This is a genomic window from Crocosphaera watsonii WH 8501 (assembly GCF_000167195.1).
GTDB classification, from domain to species: domain Bacteria; phylum Cyanobacteriota; class Cyanobacteriia; order Cyanobacteriales; family Microcystaceae; genus Crocosphaera; species Crocosphaera watsonii.
Genome location: NZ_AADV02000001.1, coordinates 13,354 through 35,151, shown reverse-complemented (window position 1 = coordinate 35,151; position 21,798 = coordinate 13,354). Strand labels below are relative to the sequence as shown.

The following is a 21,798-nucleotide window of genomic DNA, read 5'->3' as shown; positions in this document are numbered from 1 at the left end:
ATTTACTGTATATTTTTCTTTTGTAGTAATTGTCTCTGTTTTTCTCTTTGTTTAGCAATCTTTTCTTGGGTTAAACTATCATAGCAATGGGGACAAGAAATACCTTCTTCATACTTATGTGATGCTTTATTTGTTTCTGAAATGGGATAACCACAACCTAAACACATCTCATAGCTTCCTATTTCTAGTTGATGTTTAATAGCAACTCTTTCATCAAAAACAAAACATTCTCCTTCCCATAAACTTTCCCTCTCTGGAACTTCTTCTAAATACTTTAGAATACCTCCTTTAAGATGATAAACTTCAGAAAAACCTTGTTTCAATAAGAAAGATGTTGCTTTCTCGCAGCGTATTCCACCAGTGCAAAACATAGCTATTTTTCTGTGTTTTTTAGGATCTAAATTGTGCTGTACATAATCAGGAAATTCTCGAAAAGAATGGGTATTAGGATTAATCGCACCCCGAAACGTTCCAATATCTACTTCATAACTGTTTCTCGTATCAATAACGATAGTTTCTTCGTCCTTAATTAAATCATTCCATTGTTCAGCCTCAACATAATTTCCCACTTGTTTATTAGGATTAACTTCTGGTATTCCCAGGGTAACAATTTCTCGTTTTAAACGTATTTTTATCCTTTCAAAAGGAAGATCAGAAGCAGTAGAATATTTAACATCTAAGTCAGCTAAACGTTTGTCCTTGCCTAAATATTTAATTACTGCTTCAATATTAGTAGCTGTTCCGGCAATAGTTCCGTTAATGCCCTCGAGAGATAATAATATAGTTCCTTTGATCTGATGATTTTGGCAATATTCCAAGAATAAGCCCTGTTTCTCAGCATAATCAGCAAAAGGAAAGAACTTATAGAACGTAGCAACAGTATAAGTCATGTTAGTCTAGCAAATGACAGTGAATAGGGGTTTAATAGTTTTAACAGAATCTTGGCAGAAGTCCCTACCTAAAAATACTACAAAAAGATCAACATTTTAGGTAGGGACGGGGCTTATAAAATCTGCCGTGCGACGGCAGATACAGCCTTTCATGAATGCCAACCAATAAATAAACCCGCGCAGCGTCCACATTTTCCTTTTTTGTGCTAAAATATGTGAATTAGTTGCCAACCAACCTGACTGTGTAAGAGGCCGCCCCAGTGGCATAAAGTATGTACTCGCCAGACTCAGGGAAGCCCAAAACCCCCTATCTCGGAATCAGAAGATATGGTTAGTAGGACGAAAAGTAATAACTCTTGCGGAAGGTGAGAGTCTGCCTGTGGAGGCTGTGTAAGACCAAAATAAGACTTGTCTTATGGAGGCAACTGCCAATGAGACGGGAAACCTCGAAGACGAATAAAACCGTCCTAAATCTTTTTCGAATTGGAAGCTCCAACTATAACGAAGTTTAGTTGGGGTGCTTCACGCCCATGGAAGATAAGATTAGGAGAGTAGACGGCTTAAAAAATTTTTCTTTCACCCCTTGCCTATTTTAAATAAATATATGTATAATGGTGGGAGTGAGTAAAATATCGACACAATCAGTTGTCGGTGATCCTACTCGGGGGGTTAGCTCAGTTGGTAGAGCGCCTGCTTTGCAAGCAGGATGTCAGCGGTTCAAGTCCGCTACTCTCCATATAAGTAATGAGAACGGCTACTGAAAATAGCTTTCAGTAATAATGGGACTTTCGAGTAGCCAGTAATTCATAATAGTTATGAGTATGATTAAATGTTGACTATGATTGAGATCACGACAAAAATCACTCTTATGATATGATTTATTGGACTTTGGATAAAAAACAATTGTTAGCGTAAATTTTACGCTAAACATATCTCCAGAGCTAAAATAGAGAATTAAGGTGATTTTAAAAACTCTCTTTCCATCTTTTTAGGGGATTTTAAATATTAAATAGCTTCATTCAGTTTCGGTTCCAATATAGATATCTAAGTAGCTTTCAGTTAGAGATTGAATGACTCGTTCTAATTCATCAATGAGATTTCTTCTAGTGAGTTTTTCTACAGCATCAATATGAGCAGAACTTCCGGCTCGTCCTAAATATTTATATTTGGTTTTTTTCTCATTATTAGTGGCCATAGGAAAAATTGATTCAGCAGCCTGTAGTTTGTAATACCAGTAGATTGTTCCCTTTCCATTAACCTGATAACGAATAATATGACAATTAGCTGGTGCTACTTCCCCTTCCCGTTCAATTTTCTTTATTTTCTGTTTAAGAGAGCGAATTAGACTCTTAATTTGTTTGGCTCTCAGGTGGACATCTTGACTGGTCTTAAGTTCGGAATGTGATGACATTAGCCTTAACTGTAACAAACAACCTCTTTTGATGTTAGCGTATATATTCCGCTAATTTATAAGGTAATAAATTTTGAAAATGACCAAAAATGAAACGGCTACTTCTGTCGAGGAATTCCTGGTGTGGAGGTCTAACCTCTTCCAAGGACTAAAAGCTAGAAAAGAAACTATTATAGAATTACTCGAGGCCCTCTCCAGTAACCAACAAGCTCACTCAGTCGTTGAATTGTCTCTCAATCCTTTATTTAGAAGAGATTATAACAGTTTATATAGAGGAATTCAAGAGTTTTTACCCACTCAAACTGACCCTAATTATGAACAGAGAATTGAGACTTTATTTTCAGCGGTATCGAGAACAATTCCTCCCATTTCAAAATATTATAACTTATTTGGTATTGACACAACTCCCTGTCCACGACCGTTTGCCGAAACGTTAGCGGATAAAACCTTTATTCATTACCCCAATCCAATTAAGGGAAATAAACCCATTAATATTGGACATTGTTATTCCGTTGTCTGCGCTTTACCTGACCAAATAGACACAGAAAAAGTCCCTTGGGCTGTCCCCTTATCAGGAGAGCGAGTCCCCTCTAAACATAAAGGAGTAAATCAAGGCAATCAACAACTAAAAAAAATCTGGCAAAGTTCTTTATTTTCTGATAAATTATCTGTCTTAGTGGCTGATAGTGACTACAGCCAAAAGGATTTTATTGGGGAACAAGTTAAGCATGAAGACGTAGTTACTATTACAAGAGTTAGAAGTGACCGAGTTTTTTATCGTCAATTTATTCGGGACCCAAATCAAGCCAAAACTTCGGGACATCCCCGTTGGTATGGGGATAAATTTGACCTTAAAGATGACCAAACTTGGGCTGAACCTGATGAAGTTCATCATGTTCCCTTTACAACGAAAAAAGGTCGTCAATTAACAGTGACTATTTCGGGATGGAAACAGATGTTAATGAGAGGAACTAAAAACTATAAAATGAACAATCACCCCTTTACTTTACTCCAGATTGTTGTCAGAGATCAAGAAAGAAATAGTATTTGGAAACCTATGTGGCTTATTGTTATTGGTTCTCGGCGCGATGAGTTAAGTTTAGTTGATTGTTATCAGTGTTATCGACAACGTTATGACATGGAAAATCTTTTTCGATTTGGTAAACAAAGATTATTGATGACATCTTATTTAACTCCCGATGTACATCATGAAGAAAATTGGTTTAAACTAACACTTCTTTCTTATGTAAATTTGTGGGCTGCCAGAAAATTAGCTGTGGTTTTACCCCGTGATTGGGAACAGTATTTGAAGACTAATAAATCCATCAAAATCACCCCTAGTCTAGTTCAAGGAGACTTTTCAAGAATAATTACGACCTTGGGGACTTTCGCCAAATTTCCCAAACGTCGAGGTTTTTCTTCCGGACGTATTAAAGGTTACAAAAAAGCCCCACGAACTCGTCATGATGTTATCAAGAAAGGGAGCAAAAAATCAACTGAAAACTTAAAAGCTCCTTAGTTTTCCTCAGAATCTATAGATTAGCCCTATTTGTCAGCCAATTTTATTGACTGATACAGAGCCGATATTTTGGGATTTTAGTTTAGCGTAAAATATACGCTAACAAACTTTTTTTGTCCAAAGTCCAAGATTTAGATCGCATTTGGGTATGCTCTTAATGAATCCAGTGTTGTTAACTCAGAGACAGAAAACTTGTTATCTGAGGTAAAACCGCTTTTTATCTTTTAAATAATGAGAGTAAACCTTATGTGATCAGTTTAGTATTATGATGTCTTATTTCAATGTATTAGCTTCTATTTATTTATCAAAAACACTAATTAGGGTTTGCTGAATAAAAGCAAAACCCTATTCTTTAAAAGGTTACACCCATATTCGCGATCGCAAAAAAGATCAGCTTTGTCGGCTACAAACCGCTATAATTGGTAGAAACACCTCCCAGTTGTTGGTCAAGAACAAATGTATCGAAAAGAGGAGCAACCTTTACCGCCCCCAGAAAAATTTGAATTACCTTTCGAGGGCAAATTGTCCCCCAATAATCGTTGGGTAATCATGGCAGAGTTGATACCTTGGGATGATTTTGAGGAAGAATATGCTAAACTTTTTTCAGCAGAAAAAGGTGCGCCAGCCAAACTATTTAGAATGGCATTAGGGACATTAATTATTAAGGAAAAATTAAGAACAAGTGATAGAGAAACTATAGAACAGATTAGAGAAAATCCTTATCTACAATACTTTATAGGTTTAAATTGTTATCAACAAGAGCCACCACTGGAATCTTCAATGCTAGTTCATTTTAGGAAAAGAATTGATGGAGAATTGATAAACAAAATCAATAAAAAAATAGTAAAAAGAGAAATAGACAAGAGTGATAAAGAAGTAAAAAAAAAGGATTGTCTCCAAGAAAAAAGAGAAAAAATAAAAAATAAAGGTAAACTAATTTTAGATGCGACTTGTGCGCCAGCAGACATCAAATACCCAACGGATTTAGGCATATTAAATCAAGCCAGAATTGAGACAGAAAGAATAATAGATAATCTTTATAAACCATTAAGAGTAAAATTGAGAAAAAAGCCGAGAACTTCTAGAATAATTGCTAGAAAGGAATACTTAAAAGTAGCTAAAAAACGAAAAGTATCTTATCAAGAAAGAAGAAAAGCTATCGGGAAACAGTTAAAATACCTTAAGAAAAATTTAGGAAATATAGAAGACTTAATTCAAGCTGGGGCTTCCCTGGAAAATCTGAGTAAAAGACAGAAAAATTGTCTAGAGACTATCAAAAAAGTTTATGAACAACAACAGTCAATGTGGGAGAATAATACCCAGAGTGTTCCTCAAAGAATTGTAAGTTTAACTCAACCGCATATTCGTCCAATAGTGAGGGGAAAAGTAGGAAAACCAATAGAGTTTGGAGCTAAACTCTCAGTAAGCTGTGTAGATAACTATGTGTTTCTAGACAAAATAAGTTGGGAAAACTTCAATGAATCTTGTCATTTAAAAGAACAAGTAGAAAAGTATAAAGAAACGTTTGGCTATTATCCCGAATCCGTCCATGTAGATAAAATTTATCGAACTAGGGAAAACAGAAATTGGTGTAAGGAAAGAGGGATAAGAATCAGTGGTCCGAAGTTAGGAAGACCTCCGAAAAATGTCAGTGAAGAAGAAAAGAAACAAGCCCACTCCGATGAATGCTTCCGTAATGCTATTGAGGAAAAGTTTGGACAAGCTAAACGAAGATTTAGCCTAAATCTCGTGATGACAAAACTCCCTGAAACCTCCATTACATCCATTGCTATTACATTTTTAGTTGTCAATCTTTCTAAACTTCTGAGGCAGTTTTTGTCGCTTTTTTTGTCCTTATTTACTAATAATAGAACAGGGGAACTCATCAAACCGCCTTTCATTAATTTTGATTATACTTTAAACAATTTTTATGTACTAAAACTTATTGATTTGTCAGAAAATTCTTGGTCAAAAGTGGCATAAATTTTGGAGAAACTTTTTCAGCAAACCCTAATTAACTCCAAACTATCTTGAGTAACTTCATCTAAGGAAGTCTCAAGATTTTCAATTTCCTCAAGAATTTCCCCAGATTTTTCGCAGTCTTTTTCTACTCTTCCTAGAATTATAAGAGCGTCTGGTCCATTATCTTGACTTATTTCTTGGAAAGCTTCCAACACACCGGTTAAGCAATTACCAACTGTCTCAACATCCCTTTGCAATCCTGTGATCTCTGAGATTCTTTTGTTTAAGTCTTCTTCTTTCTCTTTCAATTCTTGTCTAACTTTTGTTATATCTTCCTTACCTGTTGCTACCTCCCCTTGAAGTTCAGGTGTGATTCGTTGGGCTAGAAAGCTTGTACCAAGTATAAGTGTGTAGCCCGTTCTGTACCTTTATAACAGAATAACTGTTGGTTTGTTGGCTAAAGGAGCCAAACTCGGAATCAAAGGAGTAAAATCCTAAGAGTAACGACATAACCCTCCGTTTTGGACTTAGTAAAACCAGGATGGAAGCAGGGTTAAAAGGGGATAACCACTATGAAACAGCACAAGAAATCCTCAAGTCAATAGCCATTAGAATATCGTTCTTTAGGTATATCGTATAATAAATACAGGTTTATGCTAGTGCAGCTTAGCAAAAATAATCCACCAGTCACTTATGATCTTTAAAGCCCTTAAATTTCCAAACGAACGGCTTAGCAAAATGTTGATTAAAGTAATCAATAAAATTGAGAATTTTTTGGGATAGTTCTTCAGTTGAACGGACAGTAATTCTTTTGAGTAAACGCCTGACTAAGATCGAAAACCAACACTCAATTTGATTAAGCCACGATGTATGTTTGGGAATATAAACAAAGCTAATTCGATGAGATTCATCTGATAAAAAATCTGCTCTGCTGTCCATAGATTGCAAAATCCCCTCCTTTCCTTTTCTCCCCAAATCAATAGTAATTCCACAGCTTTCTGCTACTAATTTGACTAAGCTTTCCGATTTATGAGTGTTGAGTTTATCTACAATAAAAATCCATTCTGCTTTTTCATCAATCTTAATCGTTCTCTGGATATGTTCAGAAAAATCTTGTTCTGTTCTTGTCGGTCCAATAGAGGGACTAACAACTTTTCCTCTTGCCACATCCCAGTTCGCAATCAAGCTTAAATTTCCGTGTCTTTCATATTCAAATTCGATTTTTTCTACTTGTTTAGGCTTGATTCTTTTGTTCGGAAATAATCTCTCAAGAGCTTGAATCCCTGTCATTTCATCTGTACTAATTAAATGAATTCCTTGTTCTAACAAAGTTTTAGCTTCTTGATGAAGTTCACAGATATATTTGACTTGCTTTTTAAATTTTAAGGGATCATCAATTTTGGCATTTAACCAGTAACGAACGAGATGTGGTTGTAATGTCGCTTCTTTTTAAAAAACGCCCCACACTACGGGGGGAAATCTTTTCGACAATTCCTCTTTTTATGGCTTCATCCGCCAACTCTGAAGGTGTCCAATGGCTCACTGGTCTGTCTGATTTTTCACATTCTTCACAAGCGATCTCTACAATCTGGACTACTTGTTCGACCGTAAAGGATTTTGTTGTTCCAGGTCTTGGGCGATCGCTTAAAATTCCTTTGATCAAGACCATTAATGCTTTCTCCGTTACCTGTTGTTCTTCGGCGGCACTCAGTTTTTCTCTCTCCTCAAACCATCGCGATCGCCACTGACGCACTTGTACTCGGTCTAATTCTAATCTTCGACTAATCGAACTATTGCTCTCTCCTGATGCTGCGGCTAAGATTAGCTTGGCTCGTCTAACAAGGCGATAGGGGTTTGTTGTCCCTCTCACTATTTGTTGGAGTACTGTTTTCTGTAGGTTGGAGAGGTTAATTGGCAATGCTTTTATCATGGACATCAACTTCGAGATTCTTCCGTTAGTTTCATTGAAACACATTGTCGTGGCTAGTCACGAAAGTTTCTGTAAAAATCTGGTGGATTACTTTCGCCAAGCTGCACTAGGATTTGTTTCAAGACCTCTATATTTATTCAGTCAGTTTTTTCAAGATAAAGCCATTGAGAAATTGTTAGGAGAAAGAATTAAACCTGATTACCTTAATGATGATAAAATTGGGAGAGTAATGGATGAATTATATAAATATGGACTAAATGATATTTTTATTGAAGTAGTTTTAGAAGTAATTAAAAAATTTAAAATAGACCTTAAATACTCCCATTTAGATTCCACATCATTTCATTTAGATGGAGAATATAAAAGGGAAGAAGATAAAGAGAAACAGGAAGAAGAAAAAATTATTAAAGAAAGACCAATTTTTATTAAGAAAGGATATTCTCGGGATCATAGACCAGACTTAAAACAATGTGTCTTGGATTTAATAACAAGCCAAGATGGAGATATTCCATTATTTGTGAGAGTAGGAGATGGAAATGAATCTGATAAAGCTGTATTTGGAAAAGTTTTAGTAGAATTCAAAAAGCAAATAAAGTTTGATAGTATCATGGTTTGTGATAGTGCTTTATATGGTCAAGAAAATCTCCAACTAATCCAACATTTAAAATGGATAACGAGAGTTCCAATGACCATAAAAAAAGCAAAAGAATTAGTGCAAAATATAGAGGTGGAAGAGGTAAAAGATGAAGATAAAGAAAAAAGAAGTGACCTAAATTTAGAAAGTTATACCTGGAAAGAAGAAATTGTTACTTATGGTGGAATCAAGCAAACTTGGTTAATAGTCTTGAGTGAAAAAAGACAGAAAAGTGATTTGGAAAAACTAGAAAAACAACTTTCCCAAGAAGAGAAGAAATCCCAAAAATTTCTTAAAGAAATACAATCTGAAGAATTTGAACATCCTCAAGCTGCTCGATATAAATTAAAAGCTATTAATAAAAAATTGAGATTGTTGGAAATAAAAGAAGTTGAACTGATTGAAACTTACTCGAAAAAAAAGGAAAAGATTTATAAAATGATTAGTCTGATCATCAAAAAAGATGAAGAGATAAGTAGAAAGACTAAAGAAGCAGGAAAATTTATTTTAGCAACTAACTTAGTAGAGGAAAATAAATTAGAAGCTAGTGAAATTCTGATAACTTATAAAAACCAGCAATCTACGGAAAGAGGATTTCAATTTTTGAAAGATCCCTTATTTTTTACTGATAGTTTCTTCGTTGAAAAACCAGAAAGAATAGAAACAATGTTATTTTTAATGTCTTTGTGTTTGTTGATTTATAACTTGGGGCAAAGAGAATTAAGAAATTGTTTAAAAAGAGTCAAAAAAGGAATAAATAATCAAGTAGGGAAAGTAACATTGCGTCCGACTTTGAGGTGGATATTTCAATGTTTTCAAGGTATTCATTAGGTGATTTCCAAGAAAAAGTTTCCCACCCATTCTCAGAATCTGTTTGTAGAACATCTCAAATAAGCGAAAAGGGAAAAATAAAAAGTTGTTCGCGGATACTTTCCGCGAACAAAAACCTCCCTATCTAAAAGAAAGAAATACGCTAACTTTTAAATTAGCTTTGACTATTTTTAAAAAGGAAATTCACTTAATTTTACACTCTTATTAACTTTTTAGACTAACTGGGTCTAATCAAAATATCCCATTTAGGTAAGTGAGGATTACGTTCTAAACGTTTCTCAATTTCCTTCATCTCTTTTTTCGTTAAAGAAATTCCTTTTTGATAAACTTTTTTACTTAACTTAACTATCGGATTTAAGCCTTTCCATGTCATAGTTTTTACCCAAGCTAACATCGTTTGAGCATTTCTCAGAAGTGTTCCTTTCCAATGCCTCTCTAAAATTCCCCAACATCTTTCTATGGGATTATATTTACTGTGATAAGGAGGAAAATATAGTAATTGAATAGATTTCTTAGTTTGGTCGGCAAACTCTACCATTCTCTTCAAAAATTGCCTTCTTATTCCACTATTTTCTGCTCCATTATCAACTTTAATTTGGATGTTCTCTAGTTGCTGCTTTTCAGTTATACTCAGACTTGTCCACCATTGCTCCAAGTTATCTACCATGAAATCACTCGTTTTATAAGAACTTCCAAAAGTTACATAAAGTTGCCCTGTCTCTTCATCTACAATCCCACAAGGAACGTATTTTTCTTTAGTTCCCATATCATGATCTTGAGCTTGATTATAACCTCTGGTTTGTCCGCCACGTGAATATTCTCCTATTTCCACAGTTGCTTTACAATCCATACTTAAACGTTTCACAGAAGGGTCTTTTTTTCTATCTTTTTTCTCTATATTCTCGAAGATAGCGTCCGTCTCCGAGATTTTTTTTTAGGTTTAGCTTTTACCACTTTTCTTAATCGATAGCCCAAACGATTTAAAATATCTGCCATTGTCGAAGCAGCAGGAACCTCCTCTCCATTATATCCTAGATTTCTTAATTGTTTAATGGCTTCAGCCGCCGTTAATCTTGTATAGGCAATGGGGTTATTAAATGTGGGGTTTTGTTGTGCGTGAGCTTCGGCTATTTCTTTCAATGATTGGGCAACTATTGGGTATCTTTCCTCCCATTTTTTACATCCACTATTGACTGATTGTAATCCTAAACACACTATCCCAGTTCGTTTTTCATGTAATCCAAGTTGAACATTTTTTCTCCCCCAACCAAACACGATTTCGGTTTGTCTGGCACTTCCTCCACAATACTTGAGACACATTTCAGCTTGAAATGAACGACGCTCTGCTCCCGTCATTTTTGAGGCTGCTAAACGTAAATCATCGACCATCGACGGGGTTAAGGGATGATTTGTCTGTTTTAGCCTCAATTTACTCTCTCTAATCTTTTTACCTCTTCATTTTAATCTATTTCTTCTGTTTTTTCAGACAAGCCAATTATGAAATTTTAAAGTTGTGTACCAAGATCCGCTAACTCTCTGTTCCTTTTATTTCTTGAAAGCCTTTAGTCCAAGCGATTACCCCCTATGGGAAAAGCTTTCTCGGAAATCACCTAAGGTTGAGGAGAAGTGTAGGGATAGGAATTATTGGGTTGAGTCTGAGGTTGGTTAAAGTAAGGGTTATTTCTTCCTGAAGCGGGGGAGGTTTGATAATTAGGCTGTGCTGGCCGGTTGCGATTGGGTGATGGTTGTTGATTATTTTTAGGGGATATATTGGACGGGTTAACCTCTGGCAAGTCTTGAGAAAAAACTTCCTGTAAGGCATTTTCTAAGGCAGGGTTTTCGGGGGATGTCTCTACATTTTCCAAATCATCAGGTATTTCAATGGGTTTGCTTCTATTTTTAGAAGGTTGTAGAGGAGGAAACAAAGAACCCAAATTCTTGACACTGGGCATTAGGGGTTCAAACTTAATGGAGGGAGCTTGTTTTTGCTTCATCTCTGGATTGTTTCCATCCACAGAGGGAGATAAGAAAGGATTGCTTTGATTTGTGTCCGGGGTGAGTTGATCTAGAGGGTTATTTTGCAATTCGGGAGGAGCTACGGGAATGCTTGAAGAATCTAGACGATTTTCTTCTAAATCTTGTATCTTTACCCCAATATCCACATTATTGCCAACTTCTCCTTCAAATTCTCCATCAATACTTGAAGCAGTTCCCTGGTCATTCCCTAACCATTCAGGATGAAGGGAATATTGCCATAGTACCATAGCAACCAGTGCCATAATTCCCACAGAACCCCAAACTTTCACACTAGCTAAGGGTTTGAGTCCTGCAATTAGGTAACGAAAAGAGGAGTTGGAATGTTTAGGATGAGTCATGGTTAGAAAATGATTTTGTCTTTCCTGATTTAGTCTATCTCAGATTTTGAGAGTAGAATCTATTCAGAATTTAGTTCTTGAACTGTGCAAAAGCTTAATTATTCCTGCTGTTTTTATAGCTCTGAATAAAATGGAAGTTAGGATGAGAGAATCAAAAAATTATCCCTTAATAATGAAAATTAGAGAAAAATTTAGACAATATCCCACCGATATGCAGCAATGGATGATTCAACAGGAAAAAACCAAATTAACCCGTGTTGAAACCGCTTTAAAAAATGGCAAAAAACTATATGCAAAAATGGAAGACGAGGAAAAAGGACAATGGTTATTAAGAACGACTATTATCTTAGAACAATATTTATCTCTACTACCGGAGCGAAACTGCTCATTAGATCAAGTATCGGACGATTATATTTTTCAAGTTTGGGAAATACTAGAAAACGATCCCAGTTTACGGGAATTAATTGCTCAAGTAGAAACCAGATATGAAGGGTTACTGAAAGTCTAATCTTTTTGACATCTATTGAGGCGTAATTGTTTCATCAAACTGTAAATTAGAGGAGATAAAACCACACCCATCGCTAAGACAAAAACTAGACCGCTAAATAGGGCATAAAGGGAAGCAAATAATTTTGCACCATTGGTCAGTAAAGGGTTAACAGGACCCATGCCACTGAGAATCATAGACGCTTCAACCGTCGCATCTAACCAAGTCAGTTGGGCTGTCCAATGATAACCTAGAACCCCAATCAAAAGCCCCAAAATAATGCAAAAGGCGGACAGGGCAAGATAACTTAAAAAATCTCGTACAAAATTTGTTTCTTGATCTTCATCTGACTTTTCATTCAACAACTTGTCAATGTCTTCTCTTTCCTTCATTGCCTTAAGTGAAGGACAGTTTTTAGCATGAAGACAAACAGGTTGTGTGTGATGATTATTTGGCGATCGCCTGATTGCTGTTCGACTTTCCAAGTTGTATCCTTTTATTATTCTAGCAGCTTACCTCATTCATTGAAGGATAATCTATTATTAAAATCTTCACCCTTTTGGGTGATACCACTGGGTGAAATTGGGAGGTGGGTAGATGGGGTGACTGGGTGACGGGGTGACTGGGTGACGGGGTGACTGGGAGACGGGGTGATGGGGTGACTGGGAGATGGGGAGTGTGGGGAGTGTGGGGAGTTTGGGGAGTTTAAATGCGTGTTAGCTTAAAATAAGACTCCGTCGTTAACGGCGAGGTTCACACATCATGATAGGGTTTAAATTAGAATGGTCAAAAAGATACTATCATCTGAAAAAATACGACGGGTAATCACTCGTTTAGCTTCTCAGATTATCGAAAAATCTGGGGATTTATCGGAGATTATCTTATTAGGAATTCACACGAGAGGGGTTCCTATAGCTAATATGTTAGCTCAACAAATTGAACTACTAGAAGATATAAAAGTGCCAGTGGGTGCTATTGATGTAACCTTTTATCGAGATGATTTAGATCGCATTAAAACCCGTACCCCTGCTAAAACCAAAGTTCCTTTTGATCTCACAGGAAAGACCGTTATTTTAGTGGATGATGTCATCTACAAAGGGAGAACTATTCGGGCTGCCTTAAACGCAGTAACCGAGTATGGAAGACCAAAAATGATCCGTTTATTGGTATTAGTGGATCGGGGTCATCGTGAGTTACCCATTCATCCTGATTTTACAGGAAAAAAATTACCTACCTCTTCCAGTGAACAAGTCAAGGTTTACTTACAAGAAATCGATGGCCGTGATGCCGTAGAATTATTAAGTGGTCCTACCAGACAATAAAGAATGAGTGCAGAAATTATTTGCGTTGGTACAGAACTTTTATTAGGGGACATTGTTAATACCAATGTTCAATTTTTGGCCAAAGAATTAGCTATTTTAGGTATTCCCCATTATTATCAAACTGTGGTGGGGGATAACCCGACTCGTCTCAAGGAAGTAATCTCCATTGCTAGTCAAAGGTCTTCTATTCTACTATTTACTGGGGGTTTGGGACCGACTCCCGATGATTTAACCACGGAAACCATAGCGCAACATTTCAATACCCCCTTAGTAGAAAAATCAGAGGTTATAGAGGATATTCAACGCAAGTTCCAAGCTAGGGGACGGCAGATGGCAGAAAATAACCGTAAACAAGCTTTAATTCCTGAAGGTGCTGCCATTTTACCTAACCCCACCGGAACGGCCCCCGGTATGATCTGGCAACCTCAAGGCAATTTAACCATTATGACTTTCCCTGGAGTCCCTTCGGAAATGAAGCGGATGTGGGTAGAAACGGCGGTTCCTCACCTGAAAAGCCAAGGTTGGGGCAAAGAAATCATTTTTAGTAGAATGCTGCGTTTTAGGGGCATTGGTGAGTCTTCTTTGGCTGCTAAGGTAAACCATTTATTTGATCTGACTAACCCAACGGTGGCCCCCTATGCTTCTTTGGGGGAAGTTCGTTTACGCATCTCCTGCAAAACTACCTCTGAAACCGAAGCTAATACTATTATTGAACCAGTAGCCCAAGAGATCATTAAAATCGCTGGAGAGGACTATTTTGGTCGGGATGATGATACTTTGGCGAAGGTGGTAGGGCAGTTGTTACGGAACAAAAAGCAAACTGTTGGGGTGGCAGAGTCTTGTACCGGTGGCGGTTTAGGGGGGATGTTAACGGATATTGCCGGAAGTTCGGACTATTTTTGGGGTGGGGTGATTGCTTATGATAATCGAGTTAAGATTTTTCTTTTAGACGTTAGCCCAGAGGTTTTGGAGGAAAGGGGTGCAGTTTGCGATATTATAGCCCAACAGATGGCTAATGGGGTTAAAAAACGTTTAGGGGTTGATTGGGGTATTGGTATTACAGGGATAGCTGGGCCTGGAGGGGGAACGGAGGTTAAACCTGTTGGTTTGGTTTATCTTGGTATTGCTGGCCCTAATGATGAGGTGGAGAGTATTAAATGTACTTTTGGGGATCGCAGTCGGGATATTATTCGTTATCTCAGCAGTTGTACCGCTTTGGATAAATTAAGGCGAAAATTATATTAAATTGATAACGGGCAATATACCTGTACTACTATTAATTTTTTCAACATATTGTGTGGACAATGTACGCCTAAATGACTAAGCTAGAAATAACCCTAGCCTTTGTATCTAATCGTTTTCTATGTCTCATTCTAAAAGTAGTCGTCTAGATTTGCGAGTTACCCCCGAACAAAAAGAACTCTTAGAACGTGCAGCAAGGTTAAAAGGCGTATCATTGAGTTCTTATACTCTTTTCCACCTAATTCGCATTGCTAAGAAAGAAATTGAACAAGAAGAACGATTAATCTTATCTAACCAAGATAGAGATTTATTACTCTCCACCTTAGAAAACCCTCCCCCACTTAAAGGAAAGCTAAAAGAAGCAATCCAAAAATATAAAGCAAAGTATGGTGATGAATAATAAAATATGGCTATTTTTGCCCATAGAAAAGCAACATCAACGGGAAGGGTTTGACTGTGGTTATCCGATTTTAAATGATTACCTTAAAAAATACGCCCGTCAAAACCATAAAAAAGGAATTGCTAAAACCTTTGTGGCAATTTCCGAAGAAAGAGGACAAAAAATACAAGGTTATTATACTTTAAGCGCAAGTGTAATTGAATTTGACTCATTACCCCAAACTTATCAGAAAAAACTGCCAACTTATCCTATTCCTGCTTTATTAATTGGCAAACTAGCAGTGGATAAATCGGTGCAAAGACAAGGATTAGGGTCAGAATTGCTTGTAAATGCGCTATTACGAACTTTTAAGACTGCTCAAGACATTGGACTGTTTGCAGTAAGGGTGGATGCAATAGACGACCATGCTAAAGCATTTTATCTTAAACATGAGTTTATTCCCTTTCAAGATGCACCTTTATCTCTCTTTCTACCCATTTCTACCCTTTCTCAATCATTTAATCTTTAAAAAATTCTAAAATTTTGTCCATTGTTGGAGAATATAATCATGAAATTGATCTTTATCAATTGTATCCATTGCTAAGATATTTCGTCCCTTCTCAACTACTTTAATTCTCCCTTGAGATGTTCCTGTTGTGATCACTTCGGTTGGCCATGACTTCAAGGAAAATAAATCTGAACGATGCAAATAAGAAGTTGCTAACACATCCCAACAATAATAGTCTTGAGGTATAGCTAAAGCGTAACATAATCCTGCTAAATCTGACAGTTGAGACTGTCTTTGTTTAGCTAACCTACGGATAAACTCAGGGGTAACAGGGACTTTATTGGTAATATCCAAAGGACAAACTATCAAGGGAATATTAGTTTGCCAAACTTTTTGAACTGCGATCGCATCCCAATAAGCGTTCCATTCTGCGCTACCATCGTGTTCCGGTGCAAACTCTTTTTCTACATTTCCTGCAACGTTTAATGCACCTCCCATCCAGACTATTTCTTTAATCTTGTTTTCGATGGTGGGGTCAATGTCTAAAGCTGTAGCAACGGTAGTTAATGGCCCTGTTACCATCAATGTAACCGGTTCGGAGGCACGGTGCAAGGTTTCCACCATAAACTGTTGTCCGGTTTGGGAAACTAAGGGAGTTTTGATGGTATTTTCTTGGTTAAGAATGGGAAAGTTATCTATTATTAAAGAGTCACGACGGTATAAAGCTGGAAAAGGATTAATTCCTCTGACGGTACTTTCTGCTACGGGAATAGGATCACATCCCATTAAATCAAGTAGTTTTCTAGTTACGTTTAAAGCAGCATTAATATAACAATCAGCAGGGGTGACAATAATGCCTAAAACTTCTATATTAGGCATAGTCATTAATAATAATGTTGCCAAAAAATCATCAATTGCGCCATCGTGATCGAATAATACTAATTTAGTCATGGTTATTAATTATATTAATCTCCGAATAATTCATGATACCCTCAATATCCCCCCTTTAGTTCCCCCCTTTGTAAGGGGGGTTAGGGGGGATCAGCTTTCCTTAATTCTCACCACTGAAAACTGATTGCTATATAGTGGTTTAATTAGGTAAAGTGACGACGAAAGCGAGGATCAAAATGATGTTTTTTTTGTTGGTTACAAGTTTGACATAGGGTTTGTAGGTTACTGATATCATTACTTCCTCCTTTTGCTAAGGGAATAATATGATCGATGTTTAACTGGGTTTCTTGTTCTTTTTTGCCACAACTTTGACATTGATAGTTGTCTCTGTGAAAAACATAATTTCTAACGGACTTTGGGATTTTTATTCTTGGGGTTTTCTTCATCATTTTTTAGTAAGTATTCTAAAATTTTGCTCTCCTGAACTTATGGTTATAAGCAAAACTTATAATTCGTAGGATGGGTTAGGAGCAGGGATTATTTTTCGGTAAACCTTATAACTTTTGATTTGCGCCGTAACCCATCACAGGTTTTTTGTGTATTTTTATACATTCTATACCACAATCTCAGTAGAGCCTAAATTCGTTATTATTCATATTTATTGCTGTGTTTATTTTGTTTGATTTTTCTTGAATTTAATTATAGTTGAGATGGTGGGTTAAGTAAATATTTAACTCTCAGAATAATCCCTAAATTTACTGGTTACTTAACCCACCCTACAAAGATTTATTATTAATTAATGGATTGACGAATATCGTCTAATACTGAATCATTATCCTTAATTTCAGGTTCAGGTTCATCGGGTATAAATTCTAGTTGTATATTAATTTTAACTTTTCCTTTTTTCCTATTTTTTCCTGCTTCTAATAATTCACAATCTACTCCATTATTAAACCAAATGTCTCCACTATAGTATAAATTAGCAATATTAGATATAGAAGACTTTAACTCCTTAAATCCTTCGGTTGAAAAAGCATATTTCATTTTTTCCATTAAAATTTTAACTTTAATAGATGATTCACTTACCAATAATACACTATCTGATTTATCGTGTAAATCTAAGACTATTTTATTATTTGTATCAAGATTATTATTCATGCTTTTTTGTGTGATTGTTGTTTAATTTTATTATAGTTGAGGTGGTGGGTTAAGTAAATATTTAACTATCAGAATAATCCCTGAATTTACTGGTTACTTAACCCACCCTACAACAGCTAAAAATTGACTGGGTGTAATAATTAAAGTATTTCTAACAGCAGATAATTCTAGTAAGTCTTTATCTCCTGTGACGAGATGAGTAGCATTTCCAGAAATAGCCAAATCTAAAAATTTATTATCTTTCGGATCTCGACAAATATTAACTCTTTCAGTGATATTAACTATCACTGCTGTTTTTGTTAAATTCGAGATAAACTTAACTCGCTTTTCTAAGGATAGATATTTATCAAATTTTTGGCGAATTAAGGTTTGCGATAATTCTTGAAAAGTATCATCAGAAATTAGTATATTTTCTTTAGCTATTACTCCATCAAACACTTGTTGGGGAGTCGAAGGTGAGAATAATAATCCACTAATTAAAATATTAGTATCTAAAACAACTCGTAATTTACTCATCTTTCAGTAATTCTTCTAAAATTTCAGGAGTTAATCCCTTTTCTTTTACTTCTTGGCGAATTCCATCAACAATGTCTTCAAAATTATCATTTTTTAACATTTCATCAATAATAAGTTTCCAAATATGAACCATAGTTTGCTGTTTATTAGGATCAGCTTCTCGGTAAGCTTTGGCAATTTTAGAATCAACTTGAATGGTAATATTTTCCATGCTTTGTATATTGAACCTTTCTATTTTATTTGATTTTACCCTATTATCATTATAGTTGAGATGGTGGGTTAAGTAAATATTTAACTATCAGAATAATCCCGAATTTTACTTGTTACCTAACCCACCCTACAAAGATTTACGGTTAATTTATTGATTGACGAATATCATCTAAAGGTGATTCTATTTCGTTGATTTCTGGTTCATCGGGAATAAACTCTATGCAAAATTTAACCTTTCCTTTTTGCCATGTTTTATTAGGAATTAATACTTCACATTCTACACCTTCAACAGACCATTTATTAACATCAGACCAATGTGCATCTTTAACTGTATGTGTCAACTTATTCATTATTTCTTGGACTTTAAATGTGTTATTTTTTATTAAAATAACATCATGTTGTGAAGATACGGAAATGATATCATCTGGATTTAATAATATTATTTTGTTATTTGATTCAAGATTGTTATTCATGGAAATTTTACTAATTTATTGTTTAATTTAATTATAGTTTAGGTGGTGGGCTAAGTAAATATTTTACTATCAGAATAATTCCGAAGTTTACTGGTTACTTAACCCACCCTACAAAGATTTATAGTTAATTCATTGATTGACGAATATCATCTAAAGGTGATTCTATTTCATTGATTTCTGGTTCATCAGGGATAAACTCTAAACTAACTTTTAGTCTTATTTTTCCTTTTTTCCAACCATTTGAACCCACTTGTAATATTTCACAATTTTGTCCATATTTAAAAACATCAAAGCTATTTATGAATTCTCCTCTTATTCCTATATGATGAAAATGATCAGTTAAGACTTTTAAGAATCGACTCTTCATAAAAGAAGTTATTGCATCTTTAACCTTAGATACCTTCACTAAAGAATCAGGAGAAAAAGCCATCACATCATCGTCATTTTTCAAGTATTTATTTGTTGTTAATAATTGTTTGTTACTCATAATATACATCAAAAAATTGTTGAAAATTTGTACAAAACAGTGGGGTGAGTATTACCCACCCTAGAAAAATCTAAACTAGATCAACTACCTCAACATCAATATTTGAGTTGTGACCATTATTAACAGAAATTTTGTTCACTTCAAGATCAGACTTAATATCTTTATCTTGGAAGCTTCCCTGATTAATTAAAGGTAATTGACGCTCATAAACTTGCATACTTTGGAGACAATTATTAATCCCTGGAACGGCCTCATTATAAGTAGCAATTTTCTCTTTAATTTCCCCTTGTAACCGTATATTATGAGCAATTTTTTCCTGTGCTTCTTGTTCCAAAGTTTGCCCTAAATAGTCTCTTGCTTGATCGTACTGTTGCAAAATAATATCTGCTTGTTGCTCGGCCATGGGTAATAATTGACTTTTGAGCGTCATATTAATGGTTTGACGAAAATGTTTACGGATGGTTGCTGATACTTTGGGTTCAAAATCTAACTTTAATAATTGACGGATCGCTGGTTCCGCTTCTACCATGCTACTACAATCATAAACTTGAGAAGTTTGTTGTAATGTTTGACGAAACTGATAGATAGAAAAAGTACCTTCATCATAAAATCTGGGACTTTCTCTTACATAGCGATCGCATTCAACTTTAGACTCACTCACCAAAGCAGCAATCAATGTTTTTTCTACTTCTTTCAACTGGGTTTCTACTCCTCCATCGTTCCCCAATAAACGGTATAACTTACGGTAATATTCCGTTTGTTTAACACGGTGTAACAGTCGTTGACAAAATTCAGAAACCAGAGTTGTCACCCCATCCACGAATACATCTTCTAACTCATTAGCTAGATAATACAAAGCTTCAACTAAAATGGCAATCAAGGGAACAGTAGAATTACGTGGATGACTTATAGCTGCTCGACGATGAGCATTTGCTACGGAAAAAGTTTGTAATAATTCATCTAACCGACTAACCATCCTCGCTTTCAATTTGTTGAAGTCTTCTTCAAAGTAATGATCCCCATTAACCACAATTTCATTAACTTCATGCTCAATATGTTCTCGGAACTGTATTCCCACTTCTTGTAACTCATGATTTAACCGATTTAACTCCTGTGCTTTCATAGCATCAATTTCACGGGGTTGACTCTCTAAGTCTCGATATTGATTTAAATAATGCTGCCGTAAAGCAATACACAAAGGTTGTAAATCATCCGCTAATGTCGCAAATAACTGAGGTCTTTTTTCTTCTGTCAAATAACGAGTAATAGAGTCCCGAAACTCCTCAATACCACTATCAGTAATCAACTGATTAATTAAGGGGTTTCCCCACTCGCTTAAAATACGGACATAATTTTCATTGGGTGTCTCGTAACCATTAACCGATACTTTAAAATCAGTGCGAGTCAACTTACCAGAATTAGCACAATAATTGTTAAATTCGCTAACAAACTGGGGAGTTTCTTCTTCCCCTCCTATGCTTTTTACACTCTCAGAAAACAGGGTATCTAGTCCAAAACTATCGCTACTATTAGTCTGTTTTATTTGACTACCATAAAACCCTAATAATCCACTGGTTTTATGTATCCGAGAGCTATCTTTAAACTCAGTTTGAATCAAACTATCTAGACGTTGACGCAGTTGGCCATTGTACCAAGTTTCATCGATGCGATTAAATACATAAAATACCCGATCGCGGATACCTAAATTTTCTCGCATCTTCTCTAAAAGTTCCGTTTCTTCTATGCTCATATCCCCCGCAGAAGCGGGTTTTAAGACACAAACAACCGCCGAAGTATCCGCATCAGAAATCTTCTTATAAGTTGCCTCAGCGTCCTTTTTAACCGGTGCATCAATCCCCGGCATATCAACTAAAACGTTACCATCTTTTAATAGGGGATGATGACAATAATAATCTAATCTTTTCAACACTGAACTATTGCTGCCTCGCATAGCATAACTTGCAGCTTCTGTCAAGTTAGAAAAGTTAAATTGTTCCATAGAATAAGTGGCCGCATTAAGGGGATGTATGCGATCGCAATTATTGCTAAATCCCTCTAATAAAAGTATCAATGCTTTAGCTTGTTTAGCTTTTTCTGACTTACTTTCTCCCCCTTCTTGTGCGATGATTTTTTGACCCATTGAAGTTAAGATATTCTTAACTTCAGGATTATTAATATCAGGAACTTTATCAATGCCTAATTTTTGACAAATCAGGTTAACTTGTTCTGTAATATCTGCTTCGCTCAAAAAAGTTAAAACTACCTTTTCTTGTTCCGGTTCGGCATAATAAATATGACATTCTGTCCCCGTTGCATGGCCTTCAGCACTGTATAATAATTCTCGTTCTAAAAGCGCATTAATCAACATAGATTTTCCAGCACTGAATGCACCAGCAAAAACAATTTCAAACTGGGGAGAAACTGCTTTTCTTAACGATGCTTCAATGGTACTGATATCTTGTTGGGATCGCAGTGTGGGTTCTTGACAAAAAAGTTCTAGTAAGCTATCAACATGGATAGGCAAATTTTCAGATTGGGGAATCATATCAAAAGTCCAAAAGGTCGTTTGTTTT

The 21,798-nt window shown here is 35.8% G+C and carries 23 protein-coding genes, 1 tRNA gene and 1 pseudogene; 9 read left to right on the top strand and 16 right to left on the bottom strand.

Going from position 1 to position 21,798, the window contains the following annotated elements; all coding sequences use genetic code 11:
- Positions 1-2 precede the first annotated feature (2 nt).
- Positions 3-890, bottom strand: coding sequence for an oxygen-dependent tRNA uridine(34) hydroxylase TrhO (gene trhO / locus CWATDRAFT_RS00200; RefSeq protein ID WP_007303073.1), 888 nt, complete (start codon positions 888-890; stop codon positions 3-5).
- Between the two features lie 663 nt (positions 891-1,553).
- Here trhO and CWATDRAFT_RS00195 point away from each other — a divergent pair.
- Positions 1,554-1,626 (top strand) — tRNA-Ala (locus CWATDRAFT_RS00195).
- A 279-nt stretch (positions 1,627-1,905) separates the two neighbouring features.
- On the opposite strand, the gene CWATDRAFT_RS00190 is transcribed toward CWATDRAFT_RS00195, so the two are convergent.
- Positions 1,906-2,301, bottom strand: coding sequence for a hypothetical protein (locus CWATDRAFT_RS00190; RefSeq protein WP_007303072.1), 396 nt, complete (start codon positions 2,299-2,301; stop codon positions 1,906-1,908).
- 79 nt (positions 2,302-2,380) lie between these two features.
- On the opposite strand from CWATDRAFT_RS00190, the gene CWATDRAFT_RS00185 reads away from it, so the two are divergent.
- Both CWATDRAFT_RS00185 and CWATDRAFT_RS00180 read left to right on the top strand, forming a co-directional pair.
- Positions 2,381-3,820: an NF041680 family putative transposase gene (locus CWATDRAFT_RS00185; RefSeq protein WP_007303071.1), complete on the top strand. Its 1,440-nt coding sequence runs from the start codon at positions 2,381-2,383 to the stop codon at positions 3,818-3,820.
- A 456-nt stretch (positions 3,821-4,276) separates the two neighbouring features.
- A complete protein-coding gene (locus tag CWATDRAFT_RS00180; protein WP_007303070.1) occupies positions 4,277-5,803 on the top strand; it encodes an IS5-like element ISCwa2 family transposase in 1,527 nt (508 codons plus the stop codon).
- A 17-nt stretch (positions 5,804-5,820) separates the two neighbouring features.
- Here the strand turns inward: CWATDRAFT_RS00180 and CWATDRAFT_RS00175 are convergent, their stop codons facing one another.
- The 3 genes from CWATDRAFT_RS00175 to CWATDRAFT_RS00165 all read right to left on the bottom strand — a co-directional run bounded on the left by CWATDRAFT_RS00175 (position 5,821) and on the right by CWATDRAFT_RS00165 (position 7,757).
- Positions 5,821-6,090, bottom strand: coding sequence for a hypothetical protein (locus CWATDRAFT_RS00175; RefSeq protein WP_007303069.1), 270 nt, complete (start codon positions 6,088-6,090; stop codon positions 5,821-5,823).
- Between the two features lie 379 nt (positions 6,091-6,469).
- Entirely contained in the window at positions 6,470-7,111 is a 642-nt protein-coding gene (locus CWATDRAFT_RS00170; protein ID WP_007303068.1) for a transposase, read from the bottom strand.
- 64 nt (positions 7,112-7,175) lie between these two features.
- Positions 7,176-7,757 carry a helix-turn-helix domain-containing protein gene (locus CWATDRAFT_RS00165; protein WP_007303067.1) on the bottom strand — a complete coding sequence of 194 codons (582 nt, stop codon included), beginning with the start codon at positions 7,755-7,757 and terminating at the stop codon, positions 7,176-7,178.
- Between CWATDRAFT_RS00165 and CWATDRAFT_RS00160 the strand changes: the two genes are divergently transcribed.
- Entirely contained in the window at positions 7,711-9,177 is a 1,467-nt protein-coding gene (locus CWATDRAFT_RS00160) for an IS1634 family transposase (RefSeq protein ID WP_007303066.1), read from the top strand. The genes CWATDRAFT_RS00165 and CWATDRAFT_RS00160 overlap by 47 nt on opposite strands.
- Before the next feature lie 217 nt (positions 9,178-9,394).
- On the opposite strand, the pseudogene CWATDRAFT_RS39090 reads toward CWATDRAFT_RS00160, so the two are convergent.
- Together CWATDRAFT_RS39090 and CWATDRAFT_RS00145 are read right to left on the bottom strand one after the other, a co-directional pair.
- Positions 9,395-10,497: pseudogene (locus CWATDRAFT_RS39090) on the bottom strand (ISAzo13 family transposase).
- Between the two features lie 290 nt (positions 10,498-10,787).
- Positions 10,788-11,552 (bottom strand): hypothetical protein, encoded by a 765-nt coding sequence (locus tag CWATDRAFT_RS00145; RefSeq protein WP_007303063.1) that lies wholly within the window; start codon positions 11,550-11,552, stop codon positions 10,788-10,790.
- 172 nt (positions 11,553-11,724) lie between these two features.
- Here CWATDRAFT_RS00145 and CWATDRAFT_RS00140 point away from each other — a divergent pair, with 172 nt between their 5' ends.
- Positions 11,725-12,060, top strand: a complete 336-nt coding sequence (locus tag CWATDRAFT_RS00140; RefSeq protein ID WP_007310013.1) for a hypothetical protein — start codon at positions 11,725-11,727, stop codon at positions 12,058-12,060.
- On the opposite strand, the gene CWATDRAFT_RS00135 is transcribed toward CWATDRAFT_RS00140, so the two are convergent.
- Positions 12,057-12,524 carry a two pore domain potassium channel family protein gene (locus tag CWATDRAFT_RS00135; RefSeq protein ID WP_007303061.1) on the bottom strand — a complete coding sequence of 156 codons (468 nt, stop codon included), beginning with the start codon at positions 12,522-12,524 and terminating at the stop codon, positions 12,057-12,059. The genes CWATDRAFT_RS00140 and CWATDRAFT_RS00135 overlap by 4 nt on opposite strands.
- 297 nt (positions 12,525-12,821) lie before the next feature.
- Here CWATDRAFT_RS00135 and pyrR point away from each other — a divergent pair, with 297 nt between their 5' ends.
- From pyrR to CWATDRAFT_RS00115, 4 genes are all read left to right on the top strand, one after another.
- On the top strand, positions 12,822-13,361 hold the full coding sequence (pyrR, locus tag CWATDRAFT_RS00130; RefSeq protein ID WP_007303060.1) for a bifunctional pyr operon transcriptional regulator/uracil phosphoribosyltransferase PyrR: 540 nt from the start codon (positions 12,822-12,824) through the stop codon (positions 13,359-13,361).
- A gap of 3 nt (positions 13,362-13,364) precedes the next feature.
- Entirely contained in the window at positions 13,365-14,606 is a 1,242-nt protein-coding gene (locus CWATDRAFT_RS00125; protein WP_007303059.1) for a competence/damage-inducible protein A, read from the top strand.
- 118 nt (positions 14,607-14,724) lie between these two features.
- Positions 14,725-15,003, top strand: coding sequence for a type II toxin-antitoxin system TacA family antitoxin (locus tag CWATDRAFT_RS00120; RefSeq protein WP_007303058.1), 279 nt, complete (start codon positions 14,725-14,727; stop codon positions 15,001-15,003).
- Positions 14,996-15,511 (top strand): GNAT family N-acetyltransferase, encoded by a 516-nt coding sequence (locus CWATDRAFT_RS00115; RefSeq protein ID WP_157134018.1) that lies wholly within the window; start codon positions 14,996-14,998, stop codon positions 15,509-15,511. Before CWATDRAFT_RS00120 ends, CWATDRAFT_RS00115 begins: the two co-directional genes overlap by 8 nt.
- Positions 15,512-15,517: 6 nt before the next feature.
- Here the strand turns inward: CWATDRAFT_RS00115 and CWATDRAFT_RS00110 are convergent, their stop codons facing one another.
- From CWATDRAFT_RS00110 to CWATDRAFT_RS00075, 8 genes are all read right to left on the bottom strand, one after another.
- Positions 15,518-16,441, bottom strand: a complete 924-nt coding sequence (locus tag CWATDRAFT_RS00110; protein ID WP_007303056.1) for a nucleoside hydrolase — start codon at positions 16,439-16,441, stop codon at positions 15,518-15,520.
- Positions 16,442-16,584: 143 nt separating this feature from the next.
- Positions 16,585-16,827: an HNH endonuclease gene (locus CWATDRAFT_RS00105; RefSeq protein ID WP_190273805.1), complete on the bottom strand. Its 243-nt coding sequence runs from the start codon at positions 16,825-16,827 to the stop codon at positions 16,585-16,587.
- Between the two features lie 346 nt (positions 16,828-17,173).
- The gene (locus tag CWATDRAFT_RS00100; RefSeq protein ID WP_007303054.1) at positions 17,174-17,539 is read right to left on the bottom strand and encodes a KGK domain-containing protein; all 366 of its coding nucleotides are present in this window, start codon (positions 17,537-17,539) and stop codon (positions 17,174-17,176) included.
- 93 nt (positions 17,540-17,632) lie between these two features.
- A complete protein-coding gene (locus CWATDRAFT_RS00095) occupies positions 17,633-18,055 on the bottom strand; it encodes a putative toxin-antitoxin system toxin component, PIN family (RefSeq protein WP_007303053.1) in 423 nt (140 codons plus the stop codon).
- Positions 18,048-18,266, bottom strand: a complete 219-nt coding sequence (locus tag CWATDRAFT_RS00090; protein WP_007308716.1) for a hypothetical protein — start codon at positions 18,264-18,266, stop codon at positions 18,048-18,050. The genes CWATDRAFT_RS00095 and CWATDRAFT_RS00090 overlap by 8 nt, the downstream gene beginning before the upstream one ends.
- 142 nt (positions 18,267-18,408) lie before the next feature.
- A complete protein-coding gene (locus tag CWATDRAFT_RS41245; RefSeq protein ID WP_007303052.1) occupies positions 18,409-18,738 on the bottom strand; it encodes a KGK domain-containing protein in 330 nt (109 codons plus the stop codon).
- Between the two features lie 124 nt (positions 18,739-18,862).
- Positions 18,863-19,225 carry a KGK domain-containing protein gene (locus tag CWATDRAFT_RS00080; protein WP_007308714.1) on the bottom strand — a complete coding sequence of 121 codons (363 nt, stop codon included), beginning with the start codon at positions 19,223-19,225 and terminating at the stop codon, positions 18,863-18,865.
- 70 nt (positions 19,226-19,295) lie between these two features.
- Entirely contained in the window at positions 19,296-21,770 is a 2,475-nt protein-coding gene (locus CWATDRAFT_RS00075) for a dynamin-like GTPase family protein (protein WP_007303050.1), read from the bottom strand.
- Between the last annotated feature and the right edge of the window lie 28 nt (positions 21,771-21,798).